General features: G+C 71.6%; 23 protein-coding genes. 14 read left to right on the top strand and 9 right to left on the bottom strand.

Annotated features, from left to right (window positions below; translation table 11 throughout):
* Positions 1-22: 22 nt before the first annotated feature.
* The 3 genes from ACZ470_RS20520 to ACZ470_RS20510 form a co-directional block, all read right to left on the bottom strand.
* Positions 23-283, bottom strand: a complete 261-nt coding sequence (locus tag ACZ470_RS20520; protein WP_468429007.1) for a hypothetical protein — start codon at positions 281-283, stop codon at positions 23-25.
* Positions 280-642, bottom strand: coding sequence for a DUF6247 family protein (locus ACZ470_RS20515; RefSeq protein ID WP_468429005.1), 363 nt, complete (start codon positions 640-642; stop codon positions 280-282). The genes ACZ470_RS20520 and ACZ470_RS20515 overlap by 4 nt, the downstream gene beginning before the upstream one ends.
* A gap of 114 nt (positions 643-756) precedes the next feature.
* Complete coding sequence (locus ACZ470_RS20510) at positions 757-1713, bottom strand: EamA family transporter (protein WP_468429004.1); 957 nt, start codon at positions 1711-1713, stop codon at positions 757-759.
* Between the two features lie 223 nt (positions 1714-1936).
* Between ACZ470_RS20510 and ACZ470_RS20505 the strand changes: the two genes are divergently transcribed.
* Both ACZ470_RS20505 and ACZ470_RS20500 read left to right on the top strand, forming a co-directional pair.
* Positions 1937-2389 (top strand): NUDIX hydrolase, encoded by a 453-nt coding sequence (locus ACZ470_RS20505; protein WP_468429002.1) that lies wholly within the window; start codon positions 1937-1939, stop codon positions 2387-2389.
* 23 nt (positions 2390-2412) lie between these two features.
* Positions 2413-2841, top strand: coding sequence for a VOC family protein (locus ACZ470_RS20500; RefSeq protein ID WP_468429001.1), 429 nt, complete (start codon positions 2413-2415; stop codon positions 2839-2841).
* Between the two features lie 31 nt (positions 2842-2872).
* Here the strand turns inward: ACZ470_RS20500 and ACZ470_RS20495 are convergent, their stop codons facing one another.
* Positions 2873-5743 (bottom strand): FAD-binding and (Fe-S)-binding domain-containing protein, encoded by a 2871-nt coding sequence (locus ACZ470_RS20495; RefSeq protein ID WP_468428999.1) that lies wholly within the window; start codon positions 5741-5743, stop codon positions 2873-2875.
* Between the two features lie 270 nt (positions 5744-6013).
* Between ACZ470_RS20495 and ACZ470_RS20490 the strand changes: the two genes are divergently transcribed.
* The 7 genes from ACZ470_RS20490 (at position 6014) to serC (ending at position 13059) form a co-directional block, all read left to right on the top strand.
* Positions 6014-8002, top strand: coding sequence for an ATP-binding protein (locus ACZ470_RS20490; protein WP_468428998.1), 1989 nt, complete (start codon positions 6014-6016; stop codon positions 8000-8002).
* Positions 7999-8406: a roadblock/LC7 domain-containing protein gene (locus ACZ470_RS20485; protein ID WP_468428996.1), complete on the top strand. Its 408-nt coding sequence runs from the start codon at positions 7999-8001 to the stop codon at positions 8404-8406. Before ACZ470_RS20490 ends, ACZ470_RS20485 begins: the two co-directional genes overlap by 4 nt.
* Positions 8403-8750, top strand: coding sequence for a DUF742 domain-containing protein (locus ACZ470_RS20480; RefSeq protein ID WP_468428994.1), 348 nt, complete (start codon positions 8403-8405; stop codon positions 8748-8750). Before ACZ470_RS20485 ends, ACZ470_RS20480 begins: the two co-directional genes overlap by 4 nt.
* Positions 8731-9348 carry a GTP-binding protein gene (locus ACZ470_RS20475; RefSeq protein ID WP_468428993.1) on the top strand — a complete coding sequence of 206 codons (618 nt, stop codon included), beginning with the start codon at positions 8731-8733 and terminating at the stop codon, positions 9346-9348. The genes ACZ470_RS20480 and ACZ470_RS20475 overlap by 20 nt, the downstream gene beginning before the upstream one ends.
* Positions 9345-10580 carry a cytochrome P450 gene (locus tag ACZ470_RS20470; protein WP_468428991.1) on the top strand — a complete coding sequence of 412 codons (1236 nt, stop codon included), beginning with the start codon at positions 9345-9347 and terminating at the stop codon, positions 10578-10580. Before ACZ470_RS20475 ends, ACZ470_RS20470 begins: the two co-directional genes overlap by 4 nt.
* Positions 10577-11827 carry a cytochrome P450 family protein gene (locus ACZ470_RS20465; protein WP_468428989.1) on the top strand — a complete coding sequence of 417 codons (1251 nt, stop codon included), beginning with the start codon at positions 10577-10579 and terminating at the stop codon, positions 11825-11827. The genes ACZ470_RS20470 and ACZ470_RS20465 overlap by 4 nt, the downstream gene beginning before the upstream one ends.
* 113 nt (positions 11828-11940) lie before the next feature.
* Complete coding sequence (gene serC / locus ACZ470_RS20460; protein ID WP_468428987.1) at positions 11941-13059, top strand: phosphoserine transaminase; 1119 nt, start codon at positions 11941-11943, stop codon at positions 13057-13059.
* A gap of 63 nt (positions 13060-13122) precedes the next feature.
* On the opposite strand, the gene ACZ470_RS20455 is transcribed toward serC, so the two are convergent.
* From ACZ470_RS20455 to ACZ470_RS20440, 4 genes are all read right to left on the bottom strand, one after another.
* Complete coding sequence (locus ACZ470_RS20455) at positions 13123-13893, bottom strand: alpha-ketoglutarate-dependent dioxygenase AlkB (RefSeq protein WP_468428986.1); 771 nt, start codon at positions 13891-13893, stop codon at positions 13123-13125.
* Entirely contained in the window at positions 13877-15109 is a 1233-nt protein-coding gene (locus tag ACZ470_RS20450) for a hypothetical protein (protein ID WP_468428984.1), read from the bottom strand. The genes ACZ470_RS20455 and ACZ470_RS20450 overlap by 17 nt, the downstream gene beginning before the upstream one ends.
* 175 nt (positions 15110-15284) lie before the next feature.
* Positions 15285-16106: an ABC transporter permease gene (locus tag ACZ470_RS20445; protein WP_468428983.1), complete on the bottom strand. Its 822-nt coding sequence runs from the start codon at positions 16104-16106 to the stop codon at positions 15285-15287.
* Positions 16103-17065 carry an ATP-binding cassette domain-containing protein gene (locus tag ACZ470_RS20440; RefSeq protein ID WP_468428981.1) on the bottom strand — a complete coding sequence of 321 codons (963 nt, stop codon included), beginning with the start codon at positions 17063-17065 and terminating at the stop codon, positions 16103-16105. The genes ACZ470_RS20445 and ACZ470_RS20440 overlap by 4 nt, the downstream gene beginning before the upstream one ends.
* Positions 17066-17151: 86 nt before the next feature.
* Here ACZ470_RS20440 and ACZ470_RS20435 point away from each other — a divergent pair, with 86 nt between their 5' ends.
* Complete coding sequence (locus tag ACZ470_RS20435) at positions 17152-17922, top strand: TetR/AcrR family transcriptional regulator (protein WP_468428979.1); 771 nt, start codon at positions 17152-17154, stop codon at positions 17920-17922.
* Between the two features lie 31 nt (positions 17923-17953).
* Entirely contained in the window at positions 17954-18370 is a 417-nt protein-coding gene (locus tag ACZ470_RS20430) for a PPOX class F420-dependent oxidoreductase (RefSeq protein ID WP_468428978.1), read from the top strand.
* Here the strand turns inward: ACZ470_RS20430 and ACZ470_RS20425 are convergent, their stop codons facing one another.
* The gene (locus tag ACZ470_RS20425; protein ID WP_468428977.1) at positions 18371-19348 is read right to left on the bottom strand and encodes a WD40 repeat domain-containing protein; all 978 of its coding nucleotides are present in this window, start codon (positions 19346-19348) and stop codon (positions 18371-18373) included.
* Between the two features lie 88 nt (positions 19349-19436).
* On the opposite strand from ACZ470_RS20425, the gene ACZ470_RS20420 reads away from it, so the two are divergent.
* The 3 genes from ACZ470_RS20420 to ACZ470_RS20410 all read left to right on the top strand — a co-directional run bounded on the left by ACZ470_RS20420 (position 19437) and on the right by ACZ470_RS20410 (position 21828).
* The gene (locus tag ACZ470_RS20420) at positions 19437-20114 is read left to right on the top strand and encodes an SGNH/GDSL hydrolase family protein (protein WP_468428976.1); all 678 of its coding nucleotides are present in this window, start codon (positions 19437-19439) and stop codon (positions 20112-20114) included.
* A gap of 88 nt (positions 20115-20202) precedes the next feature.
* Positions 20203-20805: a Uma2 family endonuclease gene (locus ACZ470_RS20415; protein WP_468428974.1), complete on the top strand. Its 603-nt coding sequence runs from the start codon at positions 20203-20205 to the stop codon at positions 20803-20805.
* Positions 20806-20835: 30 nt separating this feature from the next.
* Positions 20836-21828: an aldo/keto reductase gene (locus ACZ470_RS20410; protein WP_468428972.1), complete on the top strand. Its 993-nt coding sequence runs from the start codon at positions 20836-20838 to the stop codon at positions 21826-21828.
* Positions 21829-21853: the final 25 nt, after the last annotated feature.

The raw sequence follows: 21853 nt of genomic DNA, 5'->3' as shown, positions 1-21853 counted from the left end.
CTTGGCCGCCTCTGCCGAGCCGTCAGGCGAGAGGATCGGGCGTGACCTGCCAGATGGTGACGAGCTCCGATCGTGGCGTGACCATGTAGACGAAGAATCCCCCGGAGACGAACGCGTGTTTCGCGCCTTCGTCCGCTCCCTGGTAGGCGGCCCCGTGAACGTAGAGCGCTTCCGCCGCCCTGACCAGTTCGTCGGCCGTCTTCTCCACCTCGGCGAGAAAGGCCGCCGGGGCGCCCTCCGCGACGGTTTCCTCGTCGGGGACGTACTCCCACCGCCAGGTCACTCGGCGTGCACCGCCTTGGCGGCATCGCGATACAGGGAGCTCGCCGTTGCCAGATGTCTCCGCGCCTCGTCCGCCGTAGTGGCGATCCGGGCGAGATATTCGGCGCGGTGGTAGACCTTCGCCGTGGCCGGGTGTCGCTCGATCTCGATCAGGGCGGCCCAGTGGCTGAGGTAGGCGTGGACCGGCTTCAGGGAACCGTGCTCCACTGCCTCCGCGAGCGCCTGGTCCTTCGCCCGGTCGTATGCCGCCAGAAGGTCGGGAGCCACGACCGTGCAGGCAGCCCGCAGGGCGCCCGGCGTTCGTTCCGGGCGAGGGATCAGCGGGCGGTCACCGACGGTTTCACTGTGCTGCACACTCATGGCGCTGTTCCCTTCGTGCCCTCCGGGGACGGGCCGGCCACGCGACGGAGCCCGGTTGATTCGAGAGACGAGAGCGACTCTAGTCCTGACACACCGCGTCGCGCCCGGCGATCGTCAGGAGCCGGCCCGTGGCCTCTTCGCGCGCCCCCGCCCCACCTGCGTCCGCACCGCCCCCATGCTCGCCGCGATGACCAGGGCGATGGCGGCGGCCTCCGTCGCGGCGAGGCCCTGGTCGAGGATCAGGAAGCCCGCGGCGGCCGCGAGGGCCGGTTCCAGGCTCATGAGGATCGCGAAGGTGGAGGCGGGCAGGCGGCGCAGGGCGAGGAGTTCGAGGGTGTACGGGAGCACCGAGGACAGCACCGCGACCGCCGCGCCCAGACCGAGAACCGTCGGGTCCAGGAGCTTCGTGCCGGACTCCACGATCCCCAGCGGCAGGAACAGCACCGCCGCCACCGCCATGGCGAGGGCGAGTCCGTCGGCCTGCGGGAAGCGGCGGCCCGTACGCGCGCTGAAGACTATGTACGCCGCCCACATGGCGCCGGCACCCAGTGCGAAGGCCACACCCAGCGGGTCGAGACTGCTGAAGCCTCCCCCACTGAGGAGGAACACACCGGCGAGAGCCAGCCCGGCCCACACGAGATTGACCGCACGCCGTGAGGCCAGGACGGACAGCGCGAGCGGGCCGAGAACCTCCAGCGTGACCGCCGGGCCCAGCGGGATGCGCGCGACCGACTGGTAGAAGAGGCCGTTCATCGCGGCCATGGCGACACCGAAGACGATCACCGTCCCCCAGTCGGTGCGGGAGTGCCCGCGCAGCCGGGGCCGGCAGATCACCATCAGCACGAGAGCGGCCACGAGCAGCCGCAGCGACACGACCCCGAGCGCTCCGGCCCGCGGCATCAGCGTCACCGCCAGCGCCCCGCCGAACTGCACGGAGACCCCGCCGGCGAGCACGAGCCCGACCGGCCCCAGGGACCCGCGCCGCCCGCGCGGGGCACCCGCCGACGTGGACGCGGGAGCGGGCCCTGTCCCGGGCGCGATGGACGGGGTGGCGGCGCTGGGGGTGGTCACGGGGCCTTCCAGGGACGTCGGGGCGGACACGTACTCGAACCGAGTGTGCTCCTTGGTGAACTGTCCAGTCCAGAGTATTGAACTTTGTCAGCACCGTAAAGCGCTTATATGCCTGACCATGCGTCCCCCGCCCCGCCTCGGTCAACCCCGTCCGCCCCGTGGACCCCACCAGGTACCGTTTCCCCTGGTGACACCCGCGTCCGTTCCCATCGCCCGAGGTCCCGTGCGACGACTCCTTGTCCGCCTGTGGCGGCTCCTGCGTCCCGTCCAGAGCCGCATCATGTGGTTGCTGCACGCCAAGTTCGTGGTCGGCGTCACCGGCGTCGTACGCGACGACGAGGGACGGGTCCTCCTGCTCCGGCACCGGATGTGGCCGCCGGGCCGCCAGTGGGGCCTGCCGAGCGGCTTCGCGCGCAAGGGCGAGGACTTCCGGGCGACGGTGGTGCGCGAGGTCAAGGAAGAGACGAACCTCGACGTCGAGGTGGGCCGCCTGGTCATGCTGAACAGCGGCTTCCGCACCCGCCTGGAGGTGGCCTACGAGGCCCGTCTGCTCGGCGGCGAACTCCGCCTCGACCCCTTCGAGATCCTGGAGGCCCGCTGGTGCCACCCGGACGACCTCCCGAAGGACATCCAACCGGCGTGCGGACCACTGGTACGCGGCGAGACGGTGCCCTGAGAGCCCCCTGTTAAGGTGCGCCGGTGTCAGCGATCAGGCAGGTCCAAGTCACCTTCGACTGCGCGGAACCCGAGCGGCTCGCGCGCTTCTGGTGCGAGGTGTTGGGGTACGTCGTGTCGCCGCCGCCGCGCGGGTTCGCCACGTGGGAGGACTTCGATCGCTCCCGGCCTCCTGAGGAGCGGGGCTCGTGGTTCGCCTGCGTCGATCCCTCGGCTGTGGGCCCGCGGCTGTTCTTCCAGCGCGTTCCCGAAGGCAAGGTCGTCAAGAACCGGGTGCATCTGGACGTGCGGGTCGGCACCGGGCTCGTCGGCGAGGAGCGCCTCGCCGCGCTCGAGGCCGAGTGCGCCCGACTGCTCCCGCTCGGCGCGGTACGCGTGCGCCTGCTGTACGACGGCAACGACGCGTGCATCGTGATGCAGGACATCGAGGGCAACGAGTTCTGCCTCGACTGAAGACGTCAGGGGACACAAGGCGGCTGCTCGTTCAGTCGTCCAGAGCGGCCGCCAATACCTCCGCCAGGTGTTGCCCCCGTACGCCCGCCAGCTGCTCCAGCTGCGTCCGGCAGGAGAAGCCGTCGGCCAGGATGACCGACTCCTCCGGTGCTTCCCGTACGGCTGGGAGCAGTTGGTCCTCCGCGCAGGCGACCGAGACCGCGTAGTGGCCCTTCTCGAAGCCGAAGTTGCCCGCCAGGCCGCAGCAGCCGCCCGTCAGTTCGCCGGTGAGGCCGGCCGCCTCGCGCAGGCGGCGGTCGGGGGCGTCGCCCAGGACCGCGTGCTGGTGGCAGTGGGTCTGGCCGGTGACCGGGCGGTTCAGGGACGGTGGGGTCCAGTCCGGGGCGTGGCGCTCCAGGGTTTCCGCGAAGGTCAGGACACGGGCGGCGAGCCGTGCCGCGCGCGGGTCGTCGTGGAGGAGTTCCGGGGCGTCCGTGCGCAGGGTCGCCGCGCAGCTCGGTTCCAGGACCACCAGGGGGGCGTCCGTGGCCAGGACGGGTTCCAGGAGGTCCAGGGTGCGACGGAGCACCGCGCGGGCGCGGTCGAGCTGGCCCGTGGAGATGTAGGTGAGACCGCAGCAGACCCTGCCCCTGCGGGCCGTCAGCAAGGACAGGGCCGAGCGGCTGCGCGCGTCGCCCACCGGGCGGCTCCCCGGCCGCAGTGTGGGCGGCAGGGCCACCCGCAGGCCCGCAGCCTCCAGTACGCGTACGGCCGCCCGGCCCACCGACGGCGACAGGTGCTCCGTGAACGTGTCCGGCCAGAGGACCACCAGCGTGCCGTCGCCGGAGGCGGCGGGCCGTCCCCGCCACCAGCGCGTGAACGTCTCCCCCACCACCCGGGGGATCTCCCGCTCTCCCGCGATCCCGCCCAGCCGTTTCGCCGCCCGTGCGAGCGGGCCCACGGAGGCGAGCCCGTTGACCAGGCCCGCCGACCTCGTGCGCCCCACCCAGCCCAGCCACACCGGCAGCCACCCCATCGCGTAGTGGGCGGCCGGGCGACGGCGGCCCGCGTAGTGGTGGTGGAGGAACTCCGCCTTGTACGTGGCCATGTCGACCTCGACCGGGCAGTCCGAGCGGCAGCCCTTGCAGGACAGGCACAGGTCCAGCGCGTCCCGTACCTCCGTCGACCGCCAGCCGTCGGTCACCAGCTCGCCGGCGAGCATCTCGTGCAGCAGGCGCGCGCGCCCGCGCGTGGAGTGCTGCTCCTCCCCCGTCGCCCGGAACGACGGGCACATCACCGCGGGCCCCGACACGGACGTCGTACGGCACTTGGCGACGCCCACGCAACGGCGCACCGCCGCCGAGAAGTCGCCGCCGTCGGCGGGGTAGCCGAAGGCGACGTCCACCGGTTCGCGCGGGAGGACGGAGAAGCGGAGGTCCGAGTCCAGGGGGGCCGGGCGGACCAGCATGCCCGGGTTGAGCAGGTCGTCCGGGTCCCAGACGCCCTTCACGCGCTCGAAGAGGGCGATCGTGTCCGCGTCGTACATGCGGGGCAGCAGTTCGGCCCGCGCCTGCCCGTCGCCGTGCTCGCCGGAGAGGGAGCCGCCGTGCGCCACCACCAGGTCGGCGAGATCCTCGGAGAAGCGCCGGAAGCGGGCGATGCCCGGCCCGGTCAGCAGGTCGAAGTCGATGCGTACGTGGATGCAGCCGTCCCCGAAGTGCCCGTACGGGGTGCCGCGCAGCCCGTGGTCGGCCATGAGCCGCCGGAAGTCGCGCAGGTACGCGCCGAGCCGGGCGGGCGGCACCGCGCAGTCCTCCCAGCCGGGCCAGGCCTCCGTACTGTCCGGCATCCTCGTCGCCGTGCCGCTCGCGTCCTCCCGGATCCGCCACAGCGCGCGCTGCCCTGCCGGGTCGGTGACCACCAGGGAGTCCACGACGTCCGCCGCGCGGACGACCGTCTCCGCACGCGCGCGTGCCTCGGCCTCCGTGTCCCCGCCGGTCTCCACGAACAGCCAGGCCCCACCGCGCGGGAGGCCGGCCGCGGCGGACACCGGCACCAGGTCCGCCGCCATCCCCTCCACCGTCAGCGGCCCGTACGGCAGCAGCCCCGCCGCCGCCTCCGCGGCCCCGCTCTCGTCCACGTACGCCAGCACGGCGAGCGCACGCGCGCGTGGTGCCCGTACGAGGTCCACGACCGCCTCCGTGAGCACGCCGAGGGTGCCCTCCGAGCCGCAGAGGGAACGGGCGACGTCGGCGCCCTTCTCGGGCAGCAGGGCGTCCACGGCGTAGCCGGAGATACGGCGGGGCAGCTCCGGGAAGCCGGTGCGCAGGCGGGCCAGTTCGCCGTCGACCAGCTCCCGCAGTCCCGCCGGGGCGCCCGCCCACGCCCGTCCCGGCCGCAGCCGCTCCCCGCGCGGGGTGACGACGGACAGCTCCCGCACGCTGTCGGCCGTCGTGCCCCAGGCGACCGAGTGGGAGCCGCAGGAGTTGTTGCCGATCATGCCGCCGAGGGTGCAGCGGCTGTGGGTGGAGGGGTCGGGGCCGAAGCGCAGACCGTACGGGGCGGCGGCCTCCTGGAGGCGGTCGAGGACGAGACCGGGCTGGACCACGGCCGTACGCTCCCGGGGATCCAGGGACAGCAGACGGTTCATGTGCCGTGTGAAGTCGAGCACCACCCCGATGCCGGTCGCCTGCCCCGCGATCGACGTGCCGCCGCCGCGCGGCACCACGGGCACGCCGTGCGTCCGGCACACCTCCAGCGTGGCCGCCACGTCGTCGGCGTCCCGTGGCGCCACCACGCCGAGCGGCACCCGGCGGTAGTTGGAGGCGTCCATGGTGGTCAGCGCCCGTGCGGTCGTGCCGAAGTCGACCTCGCCGCGCACGACCGCCCGCAGCCCGGCCAGCAGTTCCCGGTGATCCGTCATGTCCTCAGGATGCCTCCGCGGCGCCCGGACGCGGCGACGGCACACACGGCCCCCGAGTCAGCGCCATTACCTAAAACGGAAGCGGAATCTTCCCAAGTCGAACACGAACTCTCATATAGTGACCGCGAGTTGCGCGCAGTTGCCGGACCACGTTCGACATTGACCCCTCGAATCGGGGCCGGCATCGCAGTGGAAACCACCCGAGGGCCGCGCGGACACGACGGTGCACGCCCGCGGACCGACCGAGGACCCGACCGAGGACCCTGATTGATGACCTCCCCCCTGCTCCCCGGCGACCGCCCCACCCCCCGCAGCCTGTTGCCCGTCCCGCTGCTCACCGCGGCACTCGCCGCGGCCGCCGTCGTCGCCGCCGTCCTCCTCGTACCGGACTCCGCGGTCGGCGCCGTCGCGGTGACGGGCACGATCGCCGCCGTACTGCTGTGCGCGGCCGCCGCGGTCGCCACCCACGCCGTCCTGTCGGCGCGGGCGGCCCGCACCCGGCTGGACGCCGTCACCCAGGACGTCGGCAGACTGCTCCAGGAACAGTCCCGGCTGACCGAGGAGTCCCGCCGCCAGCACGAGCGGCTCACCGGCGAACTCACCCGGGAGCGTGCCCGGTTGTCCCACGAGCTGGACCAGGAGCGCACCCGTCTCGCCGAGACCCTGGCCGCGGAACGCGACCGCCTCACCGGGCAGCACGCCGCCGAATCGGCCCGCGCCGCCCGGGAGCACGCCGAGGAGCGGGACCGGCTCACCGACGACCACGCCGCCGCGCTGAAGCGGCTCGCCGAGGAACACGCCGAGAAACTGCGCCTCATCACCGAGGAACACGGCGCCCACACCGCCCGGTCGGCCCGCGACCACGCGGAGGAGCGCGACCGGCTGGTCGAGGAGCGGGACCGGATCGAGGCGGACCGGGACCGGCTCACCGCGGAGAACGCGCGGCTGACCACCCGGCTGCGGGAGGCCGACGGCGCGCGGGCCGCCGCGCTGTCCGCGACCGCCAACGCGGCCGGCCGGATGCAGGCCCTGTCCACGGGCATGCTCGCGGACCTGCGCGCGATGGAGGAGAAGCACCACGACGAGGAGGTCCTCGCCGACCTGCTGCACCTCGACCACCGCACCGCGCAGGCCGGCCGCCTCGCCGACTCCGTCGCCGTCCTCACCGGTGCCCGCTCCGGCCGCCGCTGGGCCCGGCCCATCTCCATGGAGTCGATCCTGCGCGGCGCCATGGGCCGGATCAGCGGCTACCAGCGCGTCCGCGTCCACTCCGCCAGCGACATCGCGGTCGCCGGGCACGCCGCCGAGGGCGTGATGCACGCGCTCGCCGAACTCCTCGACAACGCCGCGAACTTCTCGCCGCCGACCGCCGAGGTCCACGTCTACGTCGAGGAGGTCCCGGCCGGGGTCATCGTGTCCGTGGAGGACAGCGGGCTCGTCATGGGCGAGGCGCAACTGCGCCGCGCCGAGCGCGCGGTCTCCGGTGAGACCGCCGGGCTCGGGGGCCTCACCGGCACCCGGCTCGGCCTCGCCGTGGTCGGCCGGCTGTCCCGGCGGTACGGGCTCCGGGTCTCGTACCGTCCCTCGGCCCGCGGCGGCACGGGCGTCCTGATGCTCGTACCGCAGGACATCCTCGTACCGCCGGACGCGCCCACACCTCAGCCGGCCGCCGCCACCACCGCGTCGACGGCCCTCACCGGCGCCTCGGCCGCCACACCGTCCGTCCCCGAGTCCCCGGCCGCGCTCACCGCGGCGCTCGCCTCCGAGGCCCCGGAGCCCTCCACCGAGGCCCCCGGCCGCCCTGAACCGGAGACCAGCCACGTCACCGCGCGCGACGGCGAAGACGGCGACGGCCCCGGCACCCCCGCCGAGCGGGAGACGTCCCGCGAGAGCGCCCGCCCCGCCCCCTCCTACGCCGCCGCCCGCGCCGGAACCGACCTCGACCCCGACCCGGTGCCCACCCACGAGTCCCCCGACCGGGGCACCGACGCGCCCCCGCTCGTGCTGCCCCGCCGCCGCCGGGGCCGGACCCTCGCCGACGCGGAGCGCACCCGTTCCGGCAGCCGTGTCACCGCTCCCCGGCCCGCACCGACGGCCGAGGAGACCAAGGCGCGCACCGCCCGCTTCAGCAGCTTCCGCCAGGCCGTCCGCCCTCCGACCCCGGACGACACGGCCGACCCGGACACCGGCACCGCCCCCGACCCGACCCCCGAAGCACAGCCCACCCCCCCGACCCCGGAAGGCGACACCACCTCATGACCGGCACGACGACCGCCGACGACAAGCTCACCTGGCTGATAGAGGGCCTGCTGGAGCGCACGCCGGGCGCGCGGCACGCGCTCGTGCTGTCCCGTGACGGCCTGAAACTGTGCCGTACCCCGGAGCTGTCCGCCGACCAGGCCGACCAGCTCGCCGCGATCGCCGCCGGCATCCAGTCGCTGTCGCACGGCGCCTCCGTCGAGTTCGGCGACGGCAGCGGCGGTGTGCGCTCGGCGATGACCGAGTTCTACGGCGGCGTGCTCTTCATCGTGGAGGCCGGCGAGGGCGCGCACCTGGCCGTCGTCACCGCCGAGGACGCGGACGCCGGACTCGTCGGGCACAACATGAGCGAGCTCGTGGAGCAGTTGGGCGAGCACCTGACCGCGCGGCCCCGCACCTCATGAGCAGGCCCGGCAGGGACGACGCCCCCGACCGGCTCTACACCCTCACCGGGGGGCGCAGTCGGTCCGGCCCCGACAACCCCTTCGACCTGGTGACCCTTGTCGTCGCCGAGTGCGATCCGGTGCCCGGCATGCAGTCCGAGCACGCGGCGATCCTGCGGCTGGCCGAACGCCCCACGGCGGTCGTGGAGATCGCGGCGGAGCTGAAGCTGCCCGTGAGCATCACCCGGATCCTGCTCTCCGACCTACAGGCGGCGGGCCGGGTCAGCGCCCGCCACCCCCGCAAGGCCGCCGTACCCGACCCCGACATCCTGGAGCAGGTGCTCGTTGGACTCCGCAACCTCTGAGACGCGCACACCGCTCGGCGCGTCGGCCGACAACGGCCTCAAGATCGTGGTCGTGGGCGGCTTCGGCGCCGGCAAGACGACGATGGTCCGCTCGGTCAGCGAGATCCGTCCCCTCAACACCGAGGAGACGATGACGCAGGCGGGCGAGGCCGTCGACGACATCAGCGAGGTGCGCGGCAAGACCGCGACGACCGTCGCCTTCGACTTCGGCCGCATCACCCTCGACGCGCGCAACGTGCTCTATCTGTTCGGCGCGCCCGGCCAGGAGCGCTTCTGGTTCCTGTGGGACCGGCTGTTCTCCGGCACGCTCGGCGCGGTCGTCCTGGTCGACACACGGCGCATCGACGACTCCTGGTACGCCATCGACCGGCTGGAGAAGCACGGCACGCCGTTCATCGTGGCCTGCAACGACTTCGGCGGCCCCACCTTCACCCCGGCGCAGATCCGCGAGGCCCTGGACCTCGATCCGCACGTACCGCTCGTCAACTGCGACGCCCGGTCCCGGGAGTCCAGCAAGATCACGCTGATCACGCTGGTGGAGCACATCCAGGCCCTGTACACCGACCCTGCCCGAGCCCCCCGTCAGGAGCTGGTGTGAGTCCCGCCTCCGTCCCCAACGCCGTCCGTTTCAGCGGCTCCCTGCTCCAGGAGGACCCGGCCCGGGTGTACCGGGAGCTGCGGCGCGAGCACGGCAGTGTCGTCCCGCTGCTGCTGGACGGCGACGCACCGGCGTGGCTGGTGCTCGGCTACCGCGAGCTGCACCAGATCACCGGCGACCCGGTGCTGTTCAGCCGCGACTCCGAGCTGTGGAACCAGTGGGAGAACATCCCCGACGACTGGCCGCTGCTGCCGATGATCGGCCGGAAGCAGCCGTCGATCCTCTACACCGTCGGCGAGCGGCACCGTCAGCGGGCCGGGATGCTGGTGACCGCGCTGGAGGCGGTCGACGCGTTCGAACTGCGCGGTTACGCGGAGAAGTTCGCGGACGAGCTGATCGACGGCATCTGCCCGAAGGGCACCGCCGATCTGATCGGCGAGTTCGCGATGCTGCTTCCGGTGCGGGTGCTGGCGCGGCTCTACGGCTTCTCCGACGAGGAGGGGCCGGGACTGGTCACCGCCCTCAACGACATGATCGACGGGCGGGAGCGGGCGCTGGCGGGCCAGACCCATCTGTTCACGTCGATGACGCGGCTGGTGGCCGACCGAAAGGAGCGGCCCGCCGAGGACGTCGCGTCCCGGATGCTCGCCGACACCTCGGGCTTCACCGAGGAGGAGATCGTCCAGGACCTGATGGTGATGATGGCGGCCGGACACCAGCCGACCGCCGACTGGATCGGCAACTCGCTGCACCTGATGCTCACCGACAGCCGGTTCGCCGCCTCCCTGTTCGGGGGCCGCAACAGCATCGCCGAGGCGATGAACGAGGTGTTGTGGGAGGACACCCCGACCCAGAACGTGGCCGCCCGCTGGGCCTCCCGCGACACCCAGCTCGGCGGTCGCCGCGTCCGTGCCGGCGACATGCTGCTGCTCGGCCTCCAGGGCGCCAACTCCGACCCGCAGGTGCGGACCGACGGCTCGGCGCTGACCGGCGGCAACAGCGCCCACTTCTCCTTCGGTCACGGGGAGCACCGCTGCCCGTTCCCGGCGCAGGAGATCGCCGAGGTGATCGCCCGGACCGGCATCGAGGTCGTACTGGACCGGCTGCCGGACATCGACCTCGCGGTGCCCGCCGCCGGCCTGACCCGCCGCCCGTCGCCGTGGCTGCGCGGACTGTCCGAACTCCCGGTCACGTTCACACCCACTCCCGCCCTTGGAGGCTCGCTCGCATGACGGCTGGTACGGACACCACGACGACGGACACCGAACAGACCCGTATCCCCCTCGACCCGTTCGTCTCCGACCTGGACGGGGAGAGCGCCGCGCTGCGGGCCGCCGGGCCGCTGGCCGCCGTGACGCTGCCGGGTGACGTGCCGGTGTGGGCGGTCACCCACCACGCCGAGGCGAAGCGGCTGCTCACCGATCCGCGGCTGGTGAAGGACATCAACGTCTGGGGTGCCTGGCAGCGCGGCGAGATCGCCCCCGACTGGCCGCTGATCGGGCTGGCGAACCCGCCCCGCTCCATGCTCACCGTGGACGGCGCCGACCACCGCCGGCTGCGCACGCTGGTCGCGCAGGCGCTCACGCCGCGCCGGGTGGAGCGGATGCGGGAGCGGATCACGGAGCTCACCGAGGGCCTGCTGGACCAGGTGGCCGCGCAGCCCGGCGACACGCTCGACCTGAAGGCGGTGTTCGCCTACCCGCTGCCGATGTACGTCATCGCCGACCTGATGGGGCTCGCGGAGGAGCGGCTGCCGCGGCTCAAGGAGCTCTTCGAGAAGTTCTTCTCCACGCAGACCCCGCCCGAGGAGGTCATCGCGACGCTGACCGAGCTGGCCGGGATCATGGCCGAGACGGTCGCGCACAAGCGCGAGAACCCGGGCGACGATCTGACCTCCGCGCTGGTCCAGGCGTCGGAGAACGGCGACCGGCTCACCGACGAGGAGATCGTCGCCACGCTCCAGCTGATGGTGGCGGCCGGCCACGAGACGACGATCTCCCTCATCGTCAACGCGGTGGTCAACCTCTCCCTCCACCCCGAGCAGCGGGAACTGGTGCTGTCCGGCAAGGCGGACTGGTCGGCGGTGATCGAGGAGACCCTGCGGTACGCCACGCCCACCTCGCACGTGCTGATCCGGTTCGCGACGGAGGACATACCGGTCGGTGACAAGGTCCTCCCCGCGGGTGACGCGCTGATCGTGTCGTACGCGGCGATCGGCCGGGACGAGCAGGCGCACGGTCCGACGGCCGGCGTCTTCGACATCACCCGCGAGAGCGCCAACCGGCACATCTCCTTCGGCCACGGCCCGCACGTCTGCCCGGGCGCGGCCCTGTCCCGCCTGGAGGCGGGCGTGGCCCTGCCGGCCCTGTACGCCCGCTTCCCCGGCCTCGACCTGGCGGTCCCGGCGGGCGAGCTGCGCAACAAGCCGGTGGTCACCCAGAACGACCTGTTCGAGCTGCCGGTCAAGCTCGGCGGCTGATTCACCCGGGCGGGGGGGGGGGGGGCCCCCCCCCCCCCCCCCCCCCCCCCCCGCCCGTCTCAGCGGACGGACGATGTTTCGCCCGGGTTTCGCTCAGCCGCTAGGCTCCGGTCGTGGCTGAGATCCGGATTCCTGCTGACATCAAGCCCGCCGACGGTCGTTTCGGTGCGGGTCCCTCCAAGGTGCGGACGGAAGCGCTGGACGCGCTGGCCGCGACCGGCACATCCCTCATGGGCACCTCCCACCGCCAGGCCCCGGTGAAGAACCTGGTCGGCAAGGTGCGCGAGGGCATCCGCGAGCTGTTCCTGCTCCCCGACGGCTACGAGGTGATCCTCGGCAACGGCGGCTCCACCGCGTTCTGGGACGTCGCGACCCACGGTCTGATCGAGAACAAGTCGCAGCACCTCACCTTCGGCGAGTTCAGCTCCAAGTTCGCCAAGGCCGCCAAGCTCGCCCCGTGGCTCGCCGAACCCACCGTCGTCTCCTCCGACCCGGGCACGCACCCGGAGGCCGCCGCCGAAGCGGGCGTGGACGTGTACGCGTTCACCCACAACGAGACCTCCACCGGTGTCGCCATGCCCATCAAGCGCGTCGCCGGCGCCGACGAGGGCGCCCTCGTCCTGGTGGACGCCACCTCCGGCGCGGGCGGCCTGCCGGTCGACATCGCCGAGACGGACGTCTACTACTTCGCCCCGCAGAAGTCCTTCGCCTCCGACGGCGGCCTGTGGATCGGCGTGTTCTCCCCCGCCGCGATCGAGCGCGCCGAGCGGATCCACGCGTCCGGCCGTCACGTCCCGGAGTTCTTCTCGCTCCCCACGGCGATCGACAACTCCCGCAAGAACCAGACGTACAACACCCCCGCGCTGGCCACCCTGTTCCTGCTCAACGAGCAGCTGGAGTGGATCAACGGCCAGGGCGGTCTCGCCTGGTCCACGGCCCGCACGAAGGACTCCTCGACCCGCCTGTACGCCTGGGCGGACGAGTCCAAGTACGCCATCCCGTTCGTCACCGACCCGTCGAAGCGTTCCCAGGTCATCGGCACGATCGACTTCACGGACGAGATCGACGCCGCCGCCGTCGCCAAGGTCCTGCGCGCGAACGGGATCGTCGACACGGAGCCCTACCGCAAGCTCGGCCGCAACCAGCTCCGCGTCGCGATGTTCCCGGCGATCGAGCCGGCGGACGTCGAGGCCCTGACGAAGTGCGTCGACTACGTGATCGAGCAGCTGTAGTCGTCCCGTGGGACAGGGAAGGGCGCCCGGCGGAGTCACCTCCGCGGGGCGCCCTTCGTCATGTCAGACGGGCGGCATCAGGTCGCTCTCGCTGATCGTGTACGTCAGCGGCGGATAGACGAAGTCCGTTTCATTGTTCTCGCGGCGCCGTAGCCGGTAGAACTCGCGCCTCTGCTCATCGTCGGCCGGCACGAGGCGCGCGCCCTGTGGGAGGTATGCGTGTCCGTCGTGAAAGCGGACCAACGTCTTCGACGTTCGAAACGTGACGCCCAACCATTGGTTGTCCGCGGCCTGGACGGGGGACTCCAGCACGATCCTGTGCCTGAGTCGCCGATTCGAGTCGACGGAGAAGACGACGACGCTGTTGTGGGCAAGAGGGATCTCGAACGTCTCGTCACGGGTCCCTTTCGATTCGAAGATCAGCTTTCTCGGCGGGCCCGCTGAAGGATTTTGGTAGCAGGAGAAGACGGCGATGAACGACTCGTCGGCCAGATCGAGGGCCTGATCGGAGTGCTTGCCCATGGTGGTGTAGGCGTTCGTGTAGCACTCGACGAGTGCGTTGTTGAAGCCGACCGGGAGTGCCGTACGCTCCTGGATCCGTCGCGCCAGCCGTTCGTGCACCGGCCGGAAACACTGCGCCGGACTGCCGTATCCGGTGGTGGTACGCACGAGGGGCACACCACCCGCCTCGTCGACCCTGGTGAGCACGGCGCCTCGCCGGCCCTTTCCCACGTCTTCCCAACGAGTCGACGCGGACAGTTCCGCGAAGAGGTTCTCCTCGGTCGGCAAAGCGTACGAGAGGACCTCGTGCGAGATCCTAGACTCGGGGGGCAAGGTAGTCTCCCGTGTTCATGCTGAAGCGAAATCCGTCGCCGTAGTCGATGAAGGACGAGGTCCTGTTCTCCTCGGCGTACAGCCTTCTCAGCTCGTCCATGCCGGCCTGCGTGGGTGGCTCCAGCTCCACCCATTTCCCGGCCTCCTCGAGGAACGTGCGGCCGTTCTTGTGTACGGCCTCGGTGCTCGAACAGCGCACCACGTATCCCAGGCGGGTCGGGAGCAGTCCGGCGTCCAGCGTCGAGGGCCGGATTTCGTGCGCGTACAGGCGGTTGGTGGACAGCGGCATGAAGAAAACGGAGCCCGGATGGAGGGTGAGGGTGAAGTGCGGGGGGAGGGTGCTCCCATCCCGTTCTCCGGGCTGCTCCTTCAGCCGGAAGTGGAGTCTGGTCAGCCCGCTGACGCCCTTCACGCCGTAGTCGAAGGCGTCTTCCGTCAGGGGCTCCAACCTGTCGAGCCCGTCGTAGAAGGTGCAGAAGGCCATGATGCCGTTGACCGGCATGTCCTTGGTCTTGTCGGCATGGGCCGAGATCCTGGCCTTGGACTGCTTGCGGTCCGCGGTGGCGACGGTGTTGTGGTAGATCTGGGCGAGAACGTGATTCAGCGGTGCCTGGTTCCGGAAGACGGTGGCCGCCTCGCGGTTCAGGGACTCGACGATGCGCGTGTCGGTCGGGCGGAAGTTCTCCGTCGGCCCCGAGAGGTTCGTCGAGCAGCGGAGCAGGCGGAAACGCAGTTCGTCGTCGTCGCGCGTGACGGGCGTCAGATAGATTCCGCTGCGATGGGCTGTTCCGGGCTTGGTGGACTCCGTCAGGGACTGGAACGCGTGTTCCGTACGGATCTGCTCGAATCCATCGGTGTCGAGTCCGAAGAAGCGGCGGTAGTACACGCCGAGCCCGTGGACGCGGACGGGGACTCGGCCGAGGTCCACAAGGGGCCAGGGTCGGTCGACGTCCTCCTCGTCGTAGCCGTGCGACAGCTCCCGGACGACGAACACCCGGTCAGCCGCGCGCAGTCGGTGCTCGCTGATCCCGGATATGTCGCCACACAAGTAGACGGTCTTCCGCGCCAGGTCGAGCGCACCGGAGGCAAGATCCTCCGGTGCGACGGTGGTTCCGAAGAAGTCCCGGACCACGTCGTGGTCCTGCGACGTCGAAGGCGCGACCAGGACGTTGCTCGCATCGTCCACGCGGGCTTCTGTCAGCTCAGTTGTGCGCATAAAACGGAACCTGCCATTCGCACCGGGGTCGCTCGAACCGTGGGTGTGCGACGGCCCGCCGGAGCCGTGCCACGTCCTGGGGGCAGGTCGGCGGCGGGCCGTGCACGATCACCTCACCAGTGTCCGCGTTCCCCTGCGCCGGCGGGCAGCCGACCCCCGACTGCCGGGCCGGGACTCAGCGGCTCAGCTTCTGGAAGCGGCGTACCGCGAGCGGCAGGAAGACGGCCGTCAGCACGAGCGGCCACACCCCAGCCATCAGCAGTGCATGCTGTTCGACCCAGGAGTCGCCGCCGCCGACCGGGGTGCCGAACAGGTCGCGGGCCGCTGCGGCCGTGGAGGAGATCGGGTTCCACGCCGCCACCCAGCCCAGCCAGTCCGGCATGAGCTGCGGCGCAACGAAGATGCTGGAGATCATCGTCAGCGGGAACGCGACCGCGAACAGCCCGCCCGCCGCCTCCGGGTTGGGCACCAGCAGCCCCAGCCAGACCCCGATCCAGAGCAGCGCGAACCGCAGCCACAGCAGCAGCCCGAAGGCCGCGAGGAAGCCCCAGCCGCCGTCCGGCCGCCAGCCCATGGCCAGCGCGGTCAGCATCATGATGGCCAACTCCGCGCAGGCCACCACCAGATCGGTCACCCCGCGCCCGGCCACCACCGCCGAGGAGGCCATCGGCATGGAGCGGAACCGGTCGATGACCCCCTTGGTGGAGTCGTACACCACCACGGTCGCCGTGTTGATGAAGCCGAACGCCATGGTCATCACGAACATGCCCGGCATCAGGAAGTCCTTGTAGTCCCCGCCGCCGGGCACCTTCATCGCACTGCCGAAGACATAGCCGTAGAGCAGCACGGACAGGATCGGGAAGCCCAGCTGCCAGGCGATGTTGACGGGCTGGCGCCGGTAGTGGGTGAGGCCGCGGCGGACGATGTTCCAGCAGTCCGCGAGCATCCAGTACGTGCGGCCGTGCCCGGCCGGTCCGGTCAGTTCGACCGCGCTCATGCCGCCGCCTCCTTCTCCGTGCGGTGTCCGGTCAGGCGCAGGAACACGTCGTCGAGGCTGGGCCTGCGCAGCCCCAGGTCCTCCACCCGTACGCCCTCGTCCTGGAGGGCGCGCGCCACCTCGGTGAGCGCGGCCACCCGGTCGGTCACGGACGCGTGCACCCGCAACTCGGTGTCGTCGGACTCGGGTTCGCCCTCGGCGACCCGCGCGACCACCTTCACCGCGCGCGGGATGTCGGAGCGCTCGGCGACCACGACCTCGATACGGTCCCCGCCGACCCGGTTCTTCAGCCCGTCCGGGGTGTCGTCCGCGATGGCCCGCCCCTGGTCGATGACGGTGATCCGGGAGGCCAGCTTGTCCGCCTCCTCCAGGTACTGCGTGGTCAGCAGCACGGTCGTGCCGTCCGCCACCAACGCCCGTACCGAGTCCCAGACCTCGCCCCGGCTGCGGGGGTCGAGTCCGGTGGTCGGCTCGTCCAGGAACAGCACGGCCGGGGCGAGGATCATCGAGGCGGCGAGGTCGAGGCGTCGGCGCATGCCGCCGCTGTAGCCGCCCACGCCCTTGTCGGCGGCGTCGGTCAGGTCGAACTGCTCCAGCAGTTCGACCGCCCTCGCCGCGGCCCGTTTGCCGCCGAGGTGGAACAGCCTGCCGAACATCTCCAGGTTCTGCCGCCCGGTGAGCACCTCGTCCACCGCCGCGTACTGCCCGGTGAGCCCGATCCGCGCCCGCACCTCGCGCGCCTGCCGGGCCACGTCCAGCCCGGCCACCGTGGCACGGCCGCCGTCGAGCCGGATCAGCGTCGACAGGATGCGCACGGCGGTGGTCTTGCCGGCGCCGTTCGGCCCGAGCAGTCCGTGCACCGTGCCCTCGCGGACGGTGAGGTCGAAGCCGTCGAGCGCGCGTTTCTCGCCGTAGCGCTTCTCCAGGCCCTCGGCCCGGACCGCGTAGCCGTCGCTCATGAGTCCCCCTTCCAAGAACTGAGTACACCGTACCCGATTGCGCGTACACCGTACCCAGTTTTTGCGGGCGGTTCTAAACTGCCCTCATGAGCAGCGGTTCGGGCGGTACGGAGAGCAGTGGCAGCGGCGACATCGCCCGCACCCTCGACCTGTTGTGGGACACCGGCCCGCGGCCCAGCCGGGGACCCAAGCCGGGACTGACGCTGGACCGCATCGTGGAGACCGCCGTCGAGGTCGCGGACCGGGACGGGCTCGCCGCGCTGTCGATGCGCCGGATCGCCACGGAGCTCGGCACCGGCACGATGTCCCTGTACCGCTACGTCCCCGGCAAGGCCGAGCTGCTCGACCTGATGCTGGACCGGGTGCAGCGGCCCTCGGAGGACCCCGCGGACCTCGGCGACGGCGGCTGGCGCGCGGCGCTGGAGGCCCTCGGCCACGCCACCCTCGCCCTGTACCGCCGGCACCCGTGGCTGATGGAGGTCAACCAGTCCCGCCCGATCCTCGGCCCGAGCGCGCTGGACGGCATGGAGAAGGTGCTCTCCCGGATCAAGCCTATGGGCCTGTCCGACCCCGAACTGCTGTCGGCGATCATCATGATCGACGGATACGTCGTCGGCGCCGCCCGCACCCAGCTGTACCAGGAGGAGGCCGAGCGCAGCTCCGGGCTGACGGACGCGCAGTTCTGGGAGGCGCAGCGGCCTGCGCTGGAGAAGGCCATGAACAGCGGGCGCTACCCGGTTCTGGCGGGGCTCTCCGAGGACACCTTCGGCCCCGGCTTCGACCACTTCGAGTTCGGTCTCCAGCGCATCCTGGACGGCCTGGAGGTGTTCGTCACCGCCCGGCGGTCCACGGGGTGACAGGGCGGCGGTTCGGTGCCTGTATGGAGACATGGCCGCTTCACCGACCCGTCCCGAACTGACCCCCTTCGTCAAGCAGTGGGCCGTCGTGCTCACCAGCCACCGGCGCGACGGCACCGGCGTGGCCACCCCCGTGAGCATCGCCGTCGACGGCGACCACGCCTACTTCCGCACCCCCGCCAAGGCGGGCAAGGCCAAACGGCTGCGCCGCGACCCGACGGTGGAGGTCGCCCCCGCCGACCCGGCCGGGAAGCCCGTCGGGCCCGAGCTGCACGCCCGGGTCCGGCTGCTGGACCACGGCAGCGAGGAGGACCGGCGCGCGGCACGGCTGCTGCGGCGCAAGTACCCGGTGCTCCAAGGGGTCGTGGTCCCGCTCACCCACCGCCTGTGGCGGACGCGGACGCTCCACTACGAGCTGCGGCCGGAACCGGCCGGCCGGGCGTCCTGATCAGCGGTTGCGGCGGCGCAGCAGCCTGAGGAGGAGCACACAGAGGAGGGCCGCCGCGGCGACGGCGCCGACCTTGACGCTGCCGCCGGTCCCGTCACCGGCGGCGCTCTCCTCGCCCCCGGCGCCCCCGGCACCGGACGAGGGCCCCTTCCCGCCGTCCGCGCCCGGCGCCTCCCGGGACTCGACCGGGCTCTGCGCGCCCTCGCTGCCGTACAGGAGCCGGGAGCCGTCGGTGGAGTAGGTGACGGACTCCCCCTGCCCCTGGAGCGGCACGCTCAGCCGGCCCTCGCGCCGCGGCTCGCCGCCGTTCCAGGCGTAGTGGATGCCGCCGAAGTAGCCGCGCACGGCGAGGTGTTCCCCGTCCGGGGAGAGCGCGGCGTCGGTGGCCCACAGCTCGACGGGTGCGACCGGCCTGAACACGTTGGTCCCGGACGCCGACAGCTCGGCGGGCCCCTCGTACAGATGCCCGCCCTCCTCGTGCTTGTCGATGATGTAGACGCGCCCGGTCTTCGGGTGCACGACCATCGACTCGGCGTCCCGGGTCCCGTCGGAGTACTTCACGACGTACTGCGTGGCACGGACGGTTTGATCCTTGAGCGTCTTCGGTTCGGGGAGCCGGTAGACCCACACGTAGGGCCACTCCACCCCGTCGTTGTCGCCGATGTCGCCGACGTAGAGCTGGTTGTCCGGGCCCATGGAGATCGCCTCGACGTCGCGCGGGGTGCCGACGCCGGACAGGGTGATCGTCGCGACGGTCTCGCCGGTGCGGCTGTCGACGGCGTAGAGGTACGCGCCCTCGTCCTGGTCGTTGTGGGTCCAGTAAATCCCCGGGTGCCGGCGGGAGGCGGCGAGCCCGCTGGACTCGGTGATGCGCGGGTCCTCGATGGTGAAGCCCTCGTCGCCGTCGGCTGCGGAGGCGGGCACGGCGAGCGCGCCCGTGAGGAGGGCCGCGGCGATCAGGGCGAGGGGTCGGCGCATGTGCCAAGAGTGCCACTACTCCGCGCAGTTCACGGCGGGTGTCGGGGCTCACATCGCGGTGTCCGGACCGATCGTCCATGATGATCGGGTGCTCAGGTTCATGCCCGTAGGTGACTCGATGACGATCGGGAGCGCGGGTGAACACACCTGGCGCTACCGGCTGTGGCAGCACCTGTGCACGGCGTACGGCGGCCCCTTCACGCTGGTGGGCCCGCGCGAGACGCTGCACGACCCGGCGACGGACGCCCCCACGTCGTACGCGTACGCCGAACCGGACTTCCCGCGCGCCCACCTGGCGGGCTGGGGCGAGGGCTGGCAGCACATGGCCCCGCTGATCGGCGAGACCGTGCGTTCCTGCCACGCGGACGTGCTGCTCGTGTCGCTGGGCCTGATCGACCTGGGCTTCTACACGAACGCCGAGCAGACGGCGGAGAACGTACGCGCCTTCGTCGCCGGGGCGAGGACCGCCGACCCGCGGATCCGCATGGCCGTACTGCCGGTGATCCGGAACATCCGGGTGGAGGCGGACCCGGCCTTCGCCGAGCAGGTCGCCCACTTCAACGAACTGCTGGCGAAGACCGTCGCCGACCTGGACGAACCGGGCTCCTCGCTGGTGCTGGTCCCGCCGCCGCCGTCGTACGACTTCCACCTGGACACGTACGACGGGACGCACCCCAACGAGAGCGGCGAACACAAGATCGCGGGTGCCTTCGCGGAGGCGATGTGGCGGGAGTGGGGGCTGGGCGGGGCGTACAAGGGGGCGTGACCTCGGGGAGGGGTGTCCTGCTCTCCGTGCCTGTCGTTGTACCGCGCGGCCGCACTCGTCCGTGGGGCGGTCGGGGAGGAACTCCACGATGACCGTCCGTGACGACAGGATCGCGATGGCCGACGTCAACACTCGGCGCTTGGACGAGTGGTTCGAGCGGCTGGAGCGTATGCCCGTCCCCGAGGGATTCAGGGTCGAGATCGTCGGCGGCAACGTCTACATGACGCCGCAACGGGACACCCATTGGGGAATCATCCTCAGGTTGGTGATGGCCGTTGAAGAACGATTCGGGATGGACGTGCCGGTGTTCTCGGACGTCCGCATCGACTTCCCCGGCCACGAGAACGGTCTCTGCCCGGACGTCGCCGTACTCCGCGCCTCCGCCGAGAAGGACGACGGGGGCCACTGGCGCTACGAGGACGTCGAGTTCGTCTTCGAGGTCATCTCCGAGGGCACGGCCGCCAACGACTACGGCCCGAAGAAGGCCGCCTACGCGACCGCCGAGCTCCCCCTCTACGTCATCGTCGACCCCTACCGGGGCCGCTGCTACGTGTACACCGACCCGACGAACGGCGACTACGTCACTCGGACGAGGGTGGACTTCGGCGACGACATCGATCTGACCGGCACGGTGGCCGACCTGACCGTGAGCACCGGCAAGTTCCCCCGGGACCGGTCCCCTCTTGCATAGAGCGCACTCCAAGCCGTTGGCTTGGCGACCATGAAGTACACGCAGCTCGGACGCACGGGACTCAAGGTCAGCCGGCTCGTCCTCGGGACGATGAACTTCGGTCCGCAGACCGACGAGGCCGACAGTCACGCGATCATGGACGCGGCGCTGGACGCCGGCATCAACTTCTTCGACACCGCCAACGTGTACGGCTGGGGCGAGAACAAGGGCCGCACCGAGAGCATCATCGGCAGCTGGTTCGCCAAGGGCGGCGACCGCCGCGACAAGGTGGTCCTCGCGACCAAGGTGTACGGCAACATGGCCGCCGACGGCGACGCCTGGCCCAACCACGACAAGCTGTCCGCGGTGAACATCCGCCGGGCCGTCGACGCCTCGCTGAAGCGCCTGGGCACGGACTACATCGACGTCTACCAGTTCCACCACATCGACCGCAGCACCCCGTTCGAGGAGATCTGGCAGGCGATCGACGTCCTGGTCCAGCAGGGCAAGGTCCTCTACGCCGGTTCCTCGAACTTCCCCGGCTACAAGATCGCCCAGGCCAACGAGATCGCCGCCCGGCGCGGCGGCACCATCGGCCTGGTCAGCGAGCAGTGCCTGTACAACCTGGCCGAGCGCCGCGCCGAGATGGAGGTCATCCCGGCCGCGCAGGAGTACGGGCTCGGGGTCATCCCCTGGTCGCCGCTGCACGGTGGTCTGCTGGGCGGCGTGATCAAGAAGGAGGTCGAGGGCGGTCGCCGCGCCTCCGGGCGGGCCGCCGACACCCTCGCCGACCCGTCGTCCCGGGCGCAGATCCAGGCGTACGAGGATCTGCTCGACAAGCACGGCATCGAGCCCGGCGAGGCCGCGCTGGCCTGGCTGCTCACCCGGCCCGGCGTGACCGGCCCGATCGTCGGCCCGCGCACCGCAGCGCAGCTGGCGTCCGCGCTGAAGGCGGTCGAGCTGGAGCTGAGCGACGAGCTGCTGACCTCGCTGGACGAGATCTTCCCGGGTCCGGGGCCGTCACCGGAGGCCTTCGCCTGGTGACACCGGGTACGCTGGCGGGCGGCGG

Source organism: Streptomyces sp. NPDC031111 (assembly GCF_055570675.1).
This window is presented reverse-complemented; position numbering and strand designations above follow the sequence as displayed.

Excerpts from the sequence above, each read along its gene's own strand:
- ACZ470_RS20515 (WP_468429005.1), bottom strand. The coding sequence starts at position 642 with ATGAGTGTGCAGCACAGTGAAACCGTCGGTGACCGCCCGCTGATCCCT.
- ACZ470_RS20440 (WP_468428981.1), bottom strand. The coding sequence starts at position 17,065 with ATGAGCGACGGCTACGCGGTCCGGGCCGAGGGCCTGGAGAAGCGCTAC.
- ACZ470_RS20425 (WP_468428977.1), bottom strand. The coding sequence starts at position 19,348 with ATGCGCCGACCCCTCGCCCTGATCGCCGCGGCCCTCCTCACGGGCGCG.
- ACZ470_RS20450 (WP_468428984.1), bottom strand. The coding sequence starts at position 15,109 with ATGCGCACAACTGAGCTGACAGAAGCCCGCGTGGACGATGCGAGCAAC.
- ACZ470_RS20430 (WP_468428978.1), top strand. The coding sequence starts at position 17,954 with ATGGCCGCTTCACCGACCCGTCCCGAACTGACCCCCTTCGTCAAGCAG.
- ACZ470_RS20415 (WP_468428974.1), top strand. The coding sequence starts at position 20,203 with ATGACCGTCCGTGACGACAGGATCGCGATGGCCGACGTCAACACTCGG.
- ACZ470_RS20445 (WP_468428983.1), bottom strand. The coding sequence starts at position 16,106 with ATGAGCGCGGTCGAACTGACCGGACCGGCCGGGCACGGCCGCACGTAC.
- ACZ470_RS20495 (WP_468428999.1), bottom strand. The coding sequence starts at position 5,743 with ATGACGGATCACCGGGAACTGCTGGCCGGGCTGCGGGCGGTCGTGCGC.
- ACZ470_RS20465 (WP_468428989.1), top strand. The coding sequence starts at position 10,577 with ATGACGGCTGGTACGGACACCACGACGACGGACACCGAACAGACCCGT.
- ACZ470_RS20485 (WP_468428996.1), top strand. The coding sequence starts at position 7,999 with ATGACCGGCACGACGACCGCCGACGACAAGCTCACCTGGCTGATAGAG.
- ACZ470_RS20480 (WP_468428994.1), top strand. The coding sequence starts at position 8,403 with ATGAGCAGGCCCGGCAGGGACGACGCCCCCGACCGGCTCTACACCCTC.
- ACZ470_RS20435 (WP_468428979.1), top strand. The coding sequence starts at position 17,152 with ATGAGCAGCGGTTCGGGCGGTACGGAGAGCAGTGGCAGCGGCGACATC.
- ACZ470_RS20410 (WP_468428972.1), top strand. The coding sequence starts at position 20,836 with ATGAAGTACACGCAGCTCGGACGCACGGGACTCAAGGTCAGCCGGCTC.
- ACZ470_RS20490 (WP_468428998.1), top strand. The coding sequence starts at position 6,014 with ATGACCTCCCCCCTGCTCCCCGGCGACCGCCCCACCCCCCGCAGCCTG.